The organism is Mesorhizobium sp. M1406, assembly GCF_040317555.1.
Taxonomy (GTDB): domain Bacteria; phylum Pseudomonadota; class Alphaproteobacteria; order Rhizobiales; family Rhizobiaceae; genus Mesorhizobium.
This window is the reverse complement of the sequence record NZ_JAMYKW010000050.1, coordinates 1-14,293: the sequence shown is the minus strand read 5'-3', so window position 1 is coordinate 14,293 and position 14,293 is coordinate 1. Positions and strand designations below refer to the sequence as shown.

8 protein-coding genes and 1 pseudogene are annotated in these 14,293 nt (G+C 63.4%); 5 read left to right on the top strand and 4 right to left on the bottom strand.

Features of this window, described 5'->3' with window-relative positions:
• Positions 1–187: 187 nt before the first annotated feature.
• The gene (locus NKH03_RS27210) at positions 188–2,821 is read right to left on the bottom strand and encodes a bifunctional diguanylate cyclase/phosphodiesterase (protein ID WP_352971769.1); all 2,634 of its coding nucleotides are present in this window, start codon (positions 2,819–2,821) and stop codon (positions 188–190) included.
• 152 nt (positions 2,822–2,973) lie between these two features.
• The gene (locus tag NKH03_RS27205; protein WP_352971766.1) at positions 2,974–3,669 is read right to left on the bottom strand and encodes a response regulator; all 696 of its coding nucleotides are present in this window, start codon (positions 3,667–3,669) and stop codon (positions 2,974–2,976) included.
• A gap of 809 nt (positions 3,670–4,478) precedes the next feature.
• Here NKH03_RS27205 and NKH03_RS27200 point away from each other — a divergent pair.
• From NKH03_RS27200 to NKH03_RS27190, 3 genes are all read left to right on the top strand, one after another.
• Positions 4,479–7,292, top strand: coding sequence for a beta strand repeat-containing protein (locus tag NKH03_RS27200; RefSeq protein WP_352971764.1), 2,814 nt, complete (start codon positions 4,479–4,481; stop codon positions 7,290–7,292).
• Positions 7,293–7,450: 158 nt separating this feature from the next.
• Positions 7,451–9,391 carry a type I secretion system permease/ATPase gene (locus tag NKH03_RS27195; RefSeq protein WP_352971761.1) on the top strand — a complete coding sequence of 647 codons (1,941 nt, stop codon included), beginning with the start codon at positions 7,451–7,453 and terminating at the stop codon, positions 9,389–9,391.
• A gap of 9 nt (positions 9,392–9,400) precedes the next feature.
• Entirely contained in the window at positions 9,401–10,696 is a 1,296-nt protein-coding gene (locus NKH03_RS27190) for an HlyD family type I secretion periplasmic adaptor subunit (RefSeq protein ID WP_352971759.1), read from the top strand.
• A gap of 37 nt (positions 10,697–10,733) precedes the next feature.
• Here NKH03_RS27190 and NKH03_RS27185 read toward each other — a convergent pair whose 3' ends face one another.
• On the bottom strand, positions 10,734–11,627 hold the full coding sequence (locus tag NKH03_RS27185; RefSeq protein ID WP_352971757.1) for a LysR family transcriptional regulator: 894 nt from the start codon (positions 11,625–11,627) through the stop codon (positions 10,734–10,736).
• A 99-nt stretch (positions 11,628–11,726) separates the two neighbouring features.
• Here NKH03_RS27185 and NKH03_RS27180 point away from each other — a divergent pair, with 99 nt between their 5' ends.
• A complete protein-coding gene (locus NKH03_RS27180) occupies positions 11,727–12,467 on the top strand; it encodes an SDR family oxidoreductase (RefSeq protein WP_352971755.1) in 741 nt (246 codons plus the stop codon).
• 95 nt (positions 12,468–12,562) lie between these two features.
• Positions 12,563–12,775 carry a tautomerase family protein gene (locus NKH03_RS27175; RefSeq protein ID WP_352971752.1) on the top strand — a complete coding sequence of 71 codons (213 nt, stop codon included), beginning with the start codon at positions 12,563–12,565 and terminating at the stop codon, positions 12,773–12,775.
• A gap of 110 nt (positions 12,776–12,885) precedes the next feature.
• On the opposite strand, the pseudogene NKH03_RS27170 reads toward NKH03_RS27175, so the two are convergent.
• Positions 12,886–14,097: pseudogene (locus NKH03_RS27170) on the bottom strand (AMP-binding protein); the annotation flags it as partial.
• Positions 14,098–14,293: the final 196 nt, after the last annotated feature.

Sequence of the window (14,293 nt, the reverse complement as noted above, 5' to 3'; positions counted from 1 at the left end):
TCCGTGGAACGACAGTTCGCACAGAAAACAACCGAAATCATGCTCGGATAGTTCCCTTAGTCGCGGAGGCGAAGGCCGGTGCGTTCAATCGGCAGATTCACCCGCTATTCAGGTTCGATCGCGAAGCGGCTTGGACAGCGTTGTCGAGAGTGCGCCATCGCTGACCCACGCCATCGGGTAGTGGCCATCACCCCGCGGCCAGCCACTTGCGAGACTGGGCGAAGGTCTTGAAGGCCTTGGCCTCCATCGGGCGGCCAAAAAAGTAGCCCTGCAGGATATCACAGCCGAGCTCTTTCAGGATGCGCGCGTGCTCCATCGTCTCGACGCCTTCGGCAACCACTTCGATGCCGAGCGATTTGCCGATCTCGATGATCGACTCCACCAGGTGCCGCTGCGCCATCGAGCCGGTGATGGGCGTGATCAGCTGGCGGTCGATCTTGAGGCGGCGCGGCTGCAGCTTGAGCAGCGAGACGATCGAGGCATGGCCGGTGCCGAAATCGTCGATCTCGATATCGATGCCGAGATCCTTGATGTGTTCGATGTTCCAGGTGACCAGATCATCATTCTCGTCGAGGAAGATGGATTCCACCAGCTCGAACGATATGGTTCCCGGCTTGATGGCGAGCTTGCGCAGGCCCTCGATCAGGTCCTTGTCCTCCAGGCGCCGGGCCGAGACGTTGACCGACACGCGTGGGATATTGAGGTGGGCGCGCGACCAACGCTCGAAATTGTCCAGCGCGTGCTTGAGGACGATGCGGTCGATCAGCGTCACGACATTGAGCTCTTCGGCCACCTTCAGGTAGGCGTCGGGGGCCAGGATGCCGCGTCGCGGATGTTTCCAGCGCGACAACGCCTCGACGCCGACGATCTCGAGCGACTTGGCGTCGAACTGCGGCTGGTAGTAGGCGATGAATTCGTTCCGCTCCAGTCCGCTCAGGATCTCATCGGCGGTCTGCTTGGTCCGCACGATCTCGCTCTGCAGCTCCTCGTTGAAGAACTCGTAGCGGTTGCGCCCACGGCCTTTGGCCCGGTAAAGTGCGAGATCGGCGTTGACGAGCAACTGCTTCACGTCGACCCCGCTGTTGGCGGCAATGCCGATGCTGACCCCGAACCGGCACGGATGGCCCCGATAATCGACAGGCTGGCGCATCTCCTCGATGATGCGGTCGGCGAGTGCCGAGAGCTCGTCGTCGTCACGCCCATGGGTCACCACGACGAACTCGTCGCCGCCGATGCGTGCAACGAAATCGGCGGAGCCGGCATTGGCCTTGATGACCTTCGAAGCCTGCACCAGCATGGCATCGCCGGCTGCGTGGCCGAGCGTGTCGTTGATTTGCTTGAAGCGGTCGAGGTCCAGATGCAGCATCGCCGTGCGGCGGTCGGGTTCGCCGGTTTCGGCCAGCATCTCGTCGAGATAGCGGCGGTTGGGCAGGCCGGTGAGCGAATCGTGCAGCGCCACATGCTCGATGCGTGCCTTGGCCAGCTTCAGCTCGGCGTTCTTGGATTCCGACAACTGGCGCTCACGAATGAGGTTCTCGTTGAGCAGCACGTCGCTGGTCACCTCCCATTCGGCGCCAATCAACTTGGGCGTGCCGCCAGTGCCCTGAACGAAGCTTGCGCGCGTGCGCACATGGCGTATGGCGCCATCGGGGCGCAAGAGCCGGTATTGTGAGGAATAGGGGCCTTTTTTCGCCGCGGCCGAATCGAAATCTTGTTTTGCACGCTCGATATCTTCGGGATGGATAGCCTGCGCCCAGTCGGCATAGCTGCGCGGCTTGCCGTCGGCGGACTTGCCGTAGATTTCGTTGACACGATCGTCCCACACCAGTTCGTTGGTGGCGAGGTCGTGTTCCCATACGCCGATGCCCGAGGCATCCAGCGCCAGTTCCAGACGACCGGACAGGCGCCTCAGCTCGGCGTCGTTTTTCTGCCTTTCGCCGAACAGCCGCCCGGCAATGAGGATCGGCAGCACCACCAGCGCGCCGGCGAGCAACATCAGCGACCGCAACGTCCACTGGTTCTTCGGAGCCGCTGGCCAGCCACCCTTGGGGATGGCCGAAATTCGCCACGAGCCTGAAGGCAGTTGCACATCGGCGGACACGGGGTTGCCGGCGACGACATTGTCGCCGCCGAAGAAACGTTCACCGCCGGCGCCCAGCGCATCCTTGCCGATGAGCGCGACATCGATGTCGAGATCGGGGTTGGTCAGCCCGCTCGCCGCATAGAGCCGGTCGACATCGACCACAGCCGAGACGATGCCCCAGAAGCGGGTGCCGCCGCTCGCGGTCGGCACAAAGACCGGGATGCGGCCGATGAAGCCGCGCCCGCCCTGCGCCAGGTTGACCGGGCCGGCGAGCACCAGCGCGCGCTGGTCGCGCGCCCGTAGCGCCGCCATGCGTTGCGCCTCGTTCTTGCGGTAATCGAGCCCGATCGCCTTCTCGTTGCCTTCCATCGGATACATCAGTGAGATGACGAGGTCGGGCGCGCCGGCGATGTTGTGCAACTGTGATTTCTGCCCGAACAGGTTGCGCGCAAGCGAGGCAAATCTCTGCTGGCCCATATAGGGCTCCGTAACGATGGTCGAGACGAGTCCCTGAACAAGCTGAAGATTGCCGTTTATGTTGCCTTCGAGCTTGGCGCGGATGATGCTGACCTTGGCCAGTACATCGGCACGTGCCAGTTGATCGGAGACCCTTTTGTTCTGCTGGTCGGCAACGAGGGCGCAGACCAGGAGCACGACAAAAGCGATCGCCGCCGGCAAATTGGCGGAAGAAAAAATGGCCCGTCTTACGCGGCCGAGACTGAATTCCGTTGTGGCCAATTCGACCCGAACACCTTCCTGAACAGCAGCCCCCACTCGATCCTAGTAGCAAACGCTTAAATTTGCCCTTCCAGGCTGACGGGAAGTTTCAGCATCGGCCTATGCTGGCATTTCAGCTCGCGGGCTGAACCAGTGCTCATGGTGGTGCGCGATTACATGTCGCTGACCGGACTTTCCAAATTGGATTGATCGCGAAAGCCGCCGGCAACACTCAGTCCGATCTGGTCGGCGGCGAGCTGCAAAAGCTGCACACGCGAGGCGACCTCCAATTTGCGATAGATGTTGTTCATATGGATTTTCAGTGTGCCTTTGGAGATGCTGATATCGAACGCTATGCGTTCGTACGGCGTCTCCGTGGCTACCAGTCGGGTGATCTCCATCTCTCGCCTGGTCAGCCGCGACGACAGTTTCTGCCATTTGACCCGACGGGATGCTTCGTTGTGCAGGGCCTTGCCGACAATCTCGGCGGGCAGCCAGCGGCCGCCCCCGGCAACCTCGTGGAGGCATCTGAGCAGCGCCTCGACGGCGGTCTCCTTGAACACGATTCCGGCAACGCCAACCGCAACCGCGTCGTAGAGCTGCGCTTGCGAGGCACCGACCGTCAAAAGCACGCAAAGCGTGGCAAGGCCCTGCCTGCCGATTTCAGCGGCGATGTCGAGACCGCTCAGTCCCGGCATGCTGATGTCGAGCACGGCGACATCCGGCACGTCGCGCCGGATCATGGCCATGGCGGCGGTGCCGTCCTGCGCCGAACCGACGACCCGGAAACCGGGATCGCGGGCAATCAGGTCAGTCAGGCCGTGCAGCAGCAGCGGATGGTCGTCGGCGACGAAAACCGTAGTGACCATATTCATCTCGCCAGCAGCCGGCCTTCGGTGCCACGGCTCCATGCCGAAAAAATGTTATCGATGGGCGGCGACCAGCGTTTGTGCCCGATCATGACGTCTTCTCCCTCTGCGTGTGTCCACGACGCGCGTTCTTGCCGGAAGCGAAAATCGCAACCCAGCCCGCATCCCCGAAGCGTGAGCCATCCTGACAGAAGCAGCGCGGCCACGCAAAACATTAGCAAATGCTTAGTTAATCTGGAAGCAGCCCCTATAGCAAGACGCGCGACGTCGGATCGAAAGAAGGCGTCGCTGCGGAGCGCTGATGCTGGTCTTCATCTTGAAAAAACTTCCGCCATCGTCAGGAGAAGTTTACAATTCAGCTCGTGAAACTTAATCGCTGAAAATAATTGAGCCGGGCTCGCAATATTATTCTTGCAGGGAAGAAGCACTTTTTCGAAATTAACGCTGCCTTGCTGTCTATAACCCGGGATATATGGACGGGTGCATTGCAACCTGCGAAATATGGTTTGGGAAACATTAACGTCTGGGCGATCGTTGGGGATCGTGTAGGGGTTGGGGGCTTTGGGTGTGGGTGTAGCAGTCAGTCTGACGACGGGCCCGTTCCGTCCTGGAATAACTGTGTCTGGCGACCGGGAGGCAGTCTCTCCGCCGGCCCTTTTCCTGTTCAAAGCTTTTGTCACGAAACGATTGCTCGCCGGATTGGCCGCGCTTTGCGGACAGCCGAACGCCCTGCGCCGGCGTCGCAATCAGGCTGGGGCCGGCGGTGGCGGCTTGATCGCTGACCGCACTACAAAATGGAGGAAACGATAATGGCAATAGAACTGAGTGATGATGGTGTCCTTCTTGAGGCAACAACCATAGGATCGGGTACCGGCAACTACGACTCCTTCCTGCGGCTGCAGGCGACAACTGTCGAAGAGGGCTTCAATACCGACGAGAACGGCAATGTTCTCGACAACAAGGCCTCCTTCACGCACAGCCTGCAATATGGCGATCTGGTTCCGATCTATGTCGACTTGACCGACAACGGCGTCGACGACGGAGCCTACTATATCGAATTCCGGCTGGACCTCAACGAAAGCAACAACGCGACGAACGGCCAGATCACGCTGACAGATCTGCAAATCTATATTTCTGGCTCCCCTGCAACCATCACCAGCTACGATAACAATTTTGACGGTTTCGATCCCATCTTCACTCTCGACGGCGTGCAGCCGCTGATCGATGCCAATCATGGATCGGGAACAGACGATTACCGGGTGCTCATCCCGGTCAGCGCCTTCGCGGGCGTCGACGATGGCGCCTATGTGACGCTCTATTCGAGCTTCTCGGGGTCGAATGGCGGGTTCGAGGAGTGGCGGACCACCACGACCCCTGGCTCCGGCACTGTTACCCCCGGGATCGGCATTGACAAGATCACGATCGACGGGACGGCGGCGGGCGACGGCCTGACGGTGCTCGCCGGCGATGCGATCAGCTGGCAATACACGGTGAGCAACACCGGCAACGTTGCTTTGTCGGACGTCTTGGTCACCGACAATCAGGGCGTGGTTGTCACAGCGGTACTGGGCGCCGACAACCAGCATAACATCGGCGACACCAACAATGACGGCAAGCTCGACACCACCGAGACCTGGACCTTCACAGGCAACGGCACGGCCATAGTCGACAACTACGCCAATATCGGCCATGTTTCCGGTTCGACCGGAGCTGTCACCGTTACCGCCGACGACGGCTCCAGCTATTTCGGCGCCAATCCGCTGATCAGCATCGACAAGGTGACGGTCGACGGCGCGACTTCGGGCGATGACCTGACCATTTTGGCTGGCGAGGCGATCTCCTGGAAATACACGGTCACCAATGGCGGCAACGTCGCGCTTTCGGGTATCAACGTGACCGACGATCAGGGCGTGGTCGTCACGGCGGATCTCAGCGGCGGCTTCAATGTCGGCGACACCGACCACGACAACAAGCTCGACACCGACGAGGCCTGGAGCTTCACCGGCACCGGCGTGGCGGGCATCGGCAATTACAGCAATATCGGCACGGCCTCAGGCTCGTTCACCGATGACGCCGACCACACTGCCACCCCCGATGACACGGACGGCTCCAGCTATTTCGGCGCCAATGCGCTGATCAGCATCGACAAGGTGACGGTCGACGGCGCGACTTCAGGCGATGACCTGACCATTTTGACCGGCGAGGCGATCTCCTGGAAATACACGGTCACCAATGGCGGCAACGTCGCGCTTTCGGGTATCAACGTGACCGACGATCAGGGCGTGGTCGTCACGGCGGATCTCAGCGGCGGCTTCAATGTCGGCGACACCGACCACGACAACAAGCTCGACACCGACGAGGCGTGGAGCTTCACCGGCACCGGCGTGGCGGGCATCGGGGCTTACAGCAATATCGCCACGGCGACCGGTTCATTCACCGATTCCGCGGGCCACATTGCCACCCCCGAGGACACGGACGGCTCCAGCTACTTCGGCGCCAATCCGCAGATCACGCTCGACAAGAAGACCAACGGCCTCGACCACGGCCTCAACATCTTCCAAGGCCAAGCCGTGACCTGGACCTACGATGTCAAGAACGATGGCAACGTCGCGCTCGCCAACGTCGTCGTCAAGGACGACAACGGCACGCTTGGCACCGGCGACGACTTCACTGCCACGGAGATAACCAGCGGCGGCTTCAATACCGGCGACATCAACCACAATAATCTGCTCGATACGGACGAGACGTGGCATTTCAAGACGACCGGCATCGCGCAGCCTGGCAGCTACGTCAACACTGCCACTGCCACCACCAATGCCTATGTCGACACGGCCGGACATTCGCTCATCCCAACCGCCACCGACATCAGCGACTATGAGGGCTTCTCGAATAAGGCGCTGACGCAAGGGTTCTGGGGCAGCCATACGGACGCCTGGGATAATGTTGCCAACAATGAGGGCAATCCGACCAAGAGCGCCGTCGCCAGCGGCGTCCTGTCCAGCCTTGACATCAATCCGCGCACCGACGGCTATCTGATGCTCGGCGACAGCAATGGCAACGGCGTTGCCGACTCCGGCGAACACACCCTGCTGATTTCGATCTCGCTGGCCAAAGCCATCGAATCGAGTTCGACGGGTGGTGATGCACGCGTCATCATGCTGCAGCAGGCGATCGCCGCACAGCTCAATATCGACAACCATGTTGCGCAGCCCAACGATCTGATCGGCGAGGCGGTGATGTGGCTGAAGGGCGAGGGTGCCTGGGCGGGGCTCGGCGTTAATGTTGACTCTATCGGTGGCAGCGACGGCATTGTCGATCAGAACAACGCCGGCACGGCGCTGGCGGGCCCCACGGTCAAGACAAGCTCGATTGCCTGGACCAAATATGTCGATGTCACCGACGCAAGCTCCGGCATCACTGACTGGAACGGTGGCAAGGAGGCAGACGGCGAGGGCCTGAAGAACGCTCTGATGTGGTTCAACCAGGATCAACTGGTGACATCCGGGCCGGACGGTCATGTTGCCTGGTTCGACGGAACCAACATCACCGACGAGCATCCCAGCACGCTCGATCAATTCTGGCTCACGCTGTATGACGTGGGAGGCCTGACGGGCATCGCCTGAGGCCGGCGTCCGGCCTTTCGGCCGGGTGCCTTGCCGCAGCGCCGCCCGCGTGAATTGGCATGGGAAGAGGCTTGACTATCTTCAACTCGGCGCAGGCGAGGATCAGGTCCTTGGGTCTGGTCTTGATCGCCTGCACCCTTTTTGTTGGACTCGGCGGAATGCTGTCGGCATCGCCGGGCATCTGGTTGCTCTGCCTGGCGGTGGCGGGATTTGGCGCTGTTCTGTTGTTTCGTGGACGCAGCCCCGATACCGCCGAAACCGGCCCGGACGCCGCCCCCAGCATCGCGCCGACAGCGCGAAACGCTGCCAGGCCCAATGCCCGGCAGCCCAACGCCCGGCAGCAAGGATCGGAACTCGCGGTGGCGATCAAATCCTGCCGCTCGGCATTCATCGCCATCGCGCTGTTCAGCGGCGTTCTCAACGTGCTGATGCTGTCCAGCTCGATCTACATGCTCGAGATCTACGATCGCGTGCTGCCGAGCCGCAGCGTGCCGACGCTCATCGGCCTCAGCCTGCTCGTCGCCATCCTTTATGCCGGACAGGGCTTGCTCGATTTCATCCGCGGCCGCATTCTGGTGCGCATCGGCGGCGCCCTTGACGAGGCGCTCGGCGCCCGCATCTATTCCAGTGTCCTCAAGCTGCCGCTCAAGGTCGGGCGCAACGGCGACAGCATGCAGCCGGTGCGCGATCTCGACAGCGTGCGCATCTTCCTGTCTGGCACCGGCCCGACCGCGCTGTTCGATCTGCCGTGGCTGCCGCTCTATCTGGCCATCATCTTCATGTTCCACGTAATTCTCGGGCTGACAGCCCTGGTCGGGGCGATCGTGCTGGTCCTTTTGACGGTCTATGCCGAGCGGCTGACCCGCAAGCCGGTCACCTCGGGCACCCAGGCCGGAATCGTGCGCAACGGCCTGACCACGGCCGGCAACCGCAACGCGGAAATCATCGCTGCACTCGGCATGGGCGGTCGGATGGCGAAGCGATGGGAGGAGGCCAATCGCGACTATCTCGCCGAGCAGCGTAGCGTCAGCGATATCGCCGGCGGCTTCGGCGCCGTGTCCAAGGTGCTGCGCATGCTGCTGCAATCGGCGATGCTCGGCGTCGGCGCCTGGCTGGTGATCGAGCAGCAGGCGACGGCCGGTATCATCATCACCGCGTCGATCCTCAGCGGTCGCGCGCTGGCGCCCGTCGATATGGTCATCGCCAACTGGAAAGGTTTCCTGACAGCGCGGCAAGGCTGGCAGCGGCTGACCAGGATTCTCGCCACCGTGCCGGCCGACGCCGAGCCGATGGCGATGCCGACCCCGAGCCGCCACGTCTTCTTGCAGGTCGTCAGCGTCGCGGCGCCGGGCACGCAGCGGCTGCTGGTGCAGGACGCCAGCTTTGCGCTGGAAGCTGGACACGCCGTCGGCATCATTGGCCCGAGCGGTTCGGGCAAATCGACGCTGGTCAGGGCGCTTGTCGGGGCCTGGCAGCCGGCCACCGGCAGAATCCGGCTCGATGGCGCCGACCTCGACCAGTGGTCGCCGGAGGATCGTGGCCGCTTTGTCGGCTATCTGCCGCAGGACGTCGAGCTGTTTGCCGGCTCGATCGCGGAGAACATCGCGCGTTTCGAGCCCGACGCCGATCCCGCCTTGATCATAGCCGCCGCCAAAGTGGCCGGCGCGCATGATCTCATCGTCGGTTTCCGAGACGGTTACGAGACGCAGCTCGGCGAACTCGGCGAGGCGGTTTCGGCGGGCCAACGCCAGCGCATCGCGCTGGCCCGCGCGCTCTATCGCGATCCCTTCCTGGTGGTGCTCGATGAACCCAATTCCAACCTCGACGCCGAAGGCGAGCAGGCGCTGTTCCAGGCGATTGTCTCTGTGCGGCAGCGCGGCGGCATCGTCGCGCTCGTAGCGCACCGGCCTAGCGCGCTCGTCACGGTCGACTTCGTCCTTGCCATGAACCAGGGCCGCGTCCAGGCGTTCGGCCTCAAGGAAGACGTCCTCAACAAGCTGTTTCCGCGGCCACAACCGACGGTGGCCGCCGTGCCGCACCTCAGGCTCGCCACCGAAGAGCCGGCGACGCGGCCTGGCGTGGCCACGGCTGGTGAATGAGGCTCCACGATGCTTAGCCCCTCCCACCAATCCATTCGACGCTACATGCGTTTCGGCCTCATTGCTGTCGCGCTGCTGGTCGGCGGCGTCGGCGGCTGGGCTTCGCTGACCCGGATCTCGGGAGCGGTCATCGCGACGGGAGTGCTGGTGGTCGATTCCCACGTCAAGGATGTGCAGCATTCGACCGGCGGCATCGTCGGCGAGATCGCGGCGCGTGACGGTGATCGCGTCAAGCGCGGTGCGCTGCTTGTGCGCCTCGACCCGACCATGCCGGCGGCCAATCTGGCCGTCGTCACCAAGGCGCTCGACCAGTTGTCGGCACGCGAGGCCCGCCTTGAAGCCGAACGCCAGGGCGCCGACGCCATCGCCTTTCCGCAGGACCTTCTCGACCGACGCGGCGATCCGGCGATCGCCGAGATCATTGCCGGCGAGGAACAGGTTTTCGGGACGCGGCGGGCGGCTCGTTCCGGTCAGAAGAGCCAGTTGCAGGAGCGCATCCTCCAGCTGCAGAAGGAGATCGGCGGCGACACCGCCCAGGCTGATGCCAAGACGCAGGAAATCGCGCTTGTCGAGGAGGAACTGGCCAGCATTCGCGCGCTATGGAAAAAGCGGCTGATCTCCATCGACCGCCTGACCGCCATGGAGCGCGAGTCGGCGCGGCTCGATGGCGAGCGCGGCCAATTGACGGCCGCCCTGGCGCAGGCCCAAGGCAGGATCGCCGAGATCAATTTGCAGATCATCCAGATCGACCTCGAGCTCAGCACCGACGTCAACAAGGATTTGCGCGAGATCGACGGCAAGGTCGGCGAACTGACGGAGCGCAAGATCGCCGCCGAGGACCAGCTCAGGCGTATCGACATTCGCGCGCCGCAGGACGGCGTCGTGCAGCAGTCCATCGCCCATACGATCGGCGGCGTCATCACGCCTGGCCAGACGATCATGCAGATCGTACCTGACAGCGACAGCCTGACTGTCGAGGCCAAGATCGCGCCGAGCGACATCGATCAACTCTGGATCGGCCAGCCGGCGGCGCTGCGCTTCTCGGCCTTCAACCAGCGCACCACGCCGCAAATCAACGGCACGGTCGAGCGCACCTCGCCGGACACGACAACGGACCAGCGCACCGGCATCAGCTACTACACCGTCCGCATCGCGACCACGAGCTCCGAGGTGGCGCGCCTCGGCGAGGTCAAGCTGGTTCCGGGCATGCCGGTGGAATCCTTCATCAAAACCGCCGACCGGACCGTGATCTCCTACCTCGTCAAGCCGCTGCAGGACCAGATCAGCCGCGCCTTCAGGGAATGAGAAGACGCTCGGCAACGCCAACCCTTTGATCTTTACCCTAAAGATCCGCCTCGGCGAAGATGTGCGAGGCCCAGTCGAGGAAGACGCGAAGGCGTGGCGAGAGCTGCCTGTTTTGCGGGTAAAGCGCCGACAGCGGCGTGGGCGATGGCGGGTAGTCGGCCAGCACCTCGATCAGCCTCCCATCGGCAAGGTCCTTCTCGAAGCGATAGCGCGGCGCCTGGATGAGGCCGAGCCCAAGCCGGGCCAGATCGGCGGCGGTGTCGGAATTGTTGGCCGCCACGCGGCCCGGCAGCCGGACCTCGCGGGTCTTGCCGCCGACGGTGAACTCGAACGGAAGGGTCTCGCCGGTGCGCGACGAGACGAAGCCCACCGCCTGGTGACCGTCGAGCGCATCGGGGGAGGCGGGTGTGCCGTGGCGCTCGAGATAGGCGGGGCTGGCGCAGGTGATCTCGCGGATGACAGCCAGGCGCCGCATGATCATGCCGCTGTCGGGCGGCTCGCCAACGCGTATCACGCAGTCCACCCCCTCGCGCACGAGATCGACCAGCCGGTCGCTCTGGCCGATCTGCAGGTCGATCCTGACATAGCGGGCAAGGAATTCCGGCAGGCGCGGCAACAGGAACGTGCGGGTGAGCAACGTGCTGGCGTCGATGCGCAGCAGGCCAAAGGGCTCGGCGTTGCGGAAGGCGGCCTCGGCATCCTCGATCTCGGCCAGGATCGACAGGCAGCGCCGATAGTAGGCCTCGCCGTCCTGCGTGGCGTTCACCTGCCTGGTCGTTCGTTCCAGGAGGCGGGCGCCGAGATGCTCTTCCAGCCGCCGGATCGCTTCCGTCGCGGTTGAACGCGACAGGCCGAGATCGGCCGCGGCAGCGGTGAAGCTGCTCCGCTCTAGAACGCGGACGAAGAGCCGCATCGTGTCCAGCCGATCCATGGCCTTTGTTCGCAGTTTCCGAATAGTGATGTCAACGGGCGGCTGATTATCCGGAAGGTGGCTTGGCCTATATCCGTGTGATCAAGCGGAGACACTTCCATGACAAATGATCAAACCAGAACGGCGATCGTGACCGGCGCCTCCAAGGGCATCGGTGCCGCGATCGCGCAGCGGCTCGCCCGCGACGGCGTTGCCGTCGTCGTCAACTATGCACGAGGGCGCGCGGAGGCCGAGGAGCTTGTGCGCGCCATCGAAGCAGGCGGCGGCAAGGCGATCGCCGTACAGGCCGATATCGCCGATCCGGCCGGCATAGCGGCGCTGTTCGACGCCAGCGAGAAGGCGTTCGGCGGCATCGACATCCTCGTCAACAATGCCGGCGTCATGAAGACGTCGCCGATCGCGCAGACCGACGACGCCTCGTTCGACACGCAGGTCGCGATCAATCTCGGCGGCGTGTTCCGTGGCATGCGGGAAGGCGCGCGCCGGCTTCGCGACGGCGGCCGCATCGTCAATTTTTCCAGCAGCGTCGTCGGTCTCTACCAGCCGGGCTACGGCGTCTACGCCGCCACCAAGGCAGGCGTCGAGGCAATGACCCACATCCTGGCCAAGGAGCTTGGCGCGCGCCGCGTCACCGTCAACGCGGTGGCGCCCGGACCGATCGAGACGGCGCTGTTCACGGACGGCAAGAGCGAGGCCCAGATCGAGGCCATCGGCAAGATGATCCCGCTCGGCCGGCTCGGCCAGCCCGACGACATTGCCGGGCTGGTCTCGTTCCTGGCCGGACCGGACAGCGGCTGGGTCAACGGACAAATCATCCGCGCCAATGGCGGCGTGGTCTGAGGATAGACAATCTTGATCACCGGCGCTTCCAGCAGCTTCGCCGAAGTGCTCCATCCCAAAGCCTGAAACCCACCTCACACAGCAAGGAAGCCACCATGCCATTCGCCAACATCAAGATGCCGCAGGCCGCGCTTTCCAAGGCGCAGAAGGAAGACCTCATCCATCGCACGACCGCCATGTTCGTCGACTTTTTCGGCGAGGGCGTTCGCCCTTACACGATGGTGCTGGTGGAGGAGGTCGCCGATGGCGGCTATGGCCGGGCCGACGAAGTGTTTGTCGTGCCGGACCCCTATCGCGCCAGGGAGTAGGCGTTTGCCCACGTCACCACTGAAGTCCTCCGTCTCGGCTTCGCCGAGCCAACTCTCCGCTTTGCGGGGCGAGGAACCCAAGCTGGAATGAAGCCGCATCCTTCGCCCCGTCACCCCTTCCGTTTCTCCACCTCCGCCTTCCGCAACAGAAACCTTTGAATCTTGCCGCTCGGTGTCTTCGGCAGTTCGCTGACGAACTCGACCTCGCGCGGATAGGCGTGGGCCGAGAGCCGCTTGCGGACATGCTGCGCCAGTTCCTCGGCCAGCGCCTCGCTGCCTTGTAAGGCAGGCGCCAGGATGACGAAGGCCTTGACGATCTCGGTGCGCTGCGGATCGGGCACGCCGACGACCGCCGCCTCGTTGACCGCCGGATGCTCGATCAGCGCGCTTTCGACGTCGAAGGGGCCGATGCGGTAGCCGGCCGAGGTGATGACGTCGTCGGCGCGGCCGATGAAGGAGATCGAGCCGTCCGGCTCGAACTCGACCGTGTCGCCGGTGCGGTAATAGCCGCCCGCCATGGCAGGCATTTCCGCCTGGTGATAGCCGCCGAACCAGCGCAGCGGCGAGTTGGCGATGTCGACGGCGAGAATGCCGGGCTGGTTGGGGCCAAGCTCTTGGCCGGCCTCGTCCAGCACGACGATGCGGTAGCCCGGCATGGCAAAGCCGGCTGAGCCGTGGCGCACCGGGTGCGCCAGGCCGTGATGGTTGTTGACCATCATGCCGTTCTCGGTCTGGCCGTAATGATCATGGATGGGGGCGGCGAGATGGGCGTCGAACCAGCGGATCACTTCCGGGTTGAGGGGCTCGCCGGCGCTGCTCACCACGCGCAGCCGGCCCGTGACGCGGGCGGCTGCCTCGGATCCTTCGGCCAGCAGCAGGCGGAAGGCGGTGGGCGAACCGGCGAGGCTGGTGACGCCGAGGCGCTCGATGATGTCGTAGGTGCTCCTGGCGGTGAAGGCGCCTTCGTTGAAGGTCGTGGCGATGCCGAGCAGCAAGGGGCCTGATATGGCGTAGTAGAGGCCATAGGCCCAGCCGGGATCGGCGATGTTCCAGAACACGTCGTCGGGCCTCAGCCCGATGGCATCGCGCATGTAGGCGCCAAAAGCCATCAGCGCGCTGAGCGGCACCGGCACGCCCTTGGGAAAACCTGTCGTGCCCGAGGTCGACATCATCATGAACAAATCGTCGCCCTTGCGCATCACCGGCTGGCAGTCGGGCGAGGCGGCGGCAAAGGCGGCGCTGAAATCGATGTCGCCGGCCGGCAAGGGGTCGCCAAGAGCAAGGATGGTCGCAACCTCAGGGCAATCCTCGACCTCGTCGAGCGCCGCATCTCCCCATGCGGCGCTGTCGCGTGAGAGCTTGCCCGAAATTGTGGCGGAGGTCGACAATTTGGCGATTAGTCCTGTCCTGCGTTGTCGAAGGACGGCGTGGCTCTAGTACCTCTGCACAGGGATTATGACTCTTTGGCCGTTGGCTTTGGATAGGCCTTGGCCAATTTAAGGCGCGCTTGTTCGGTTG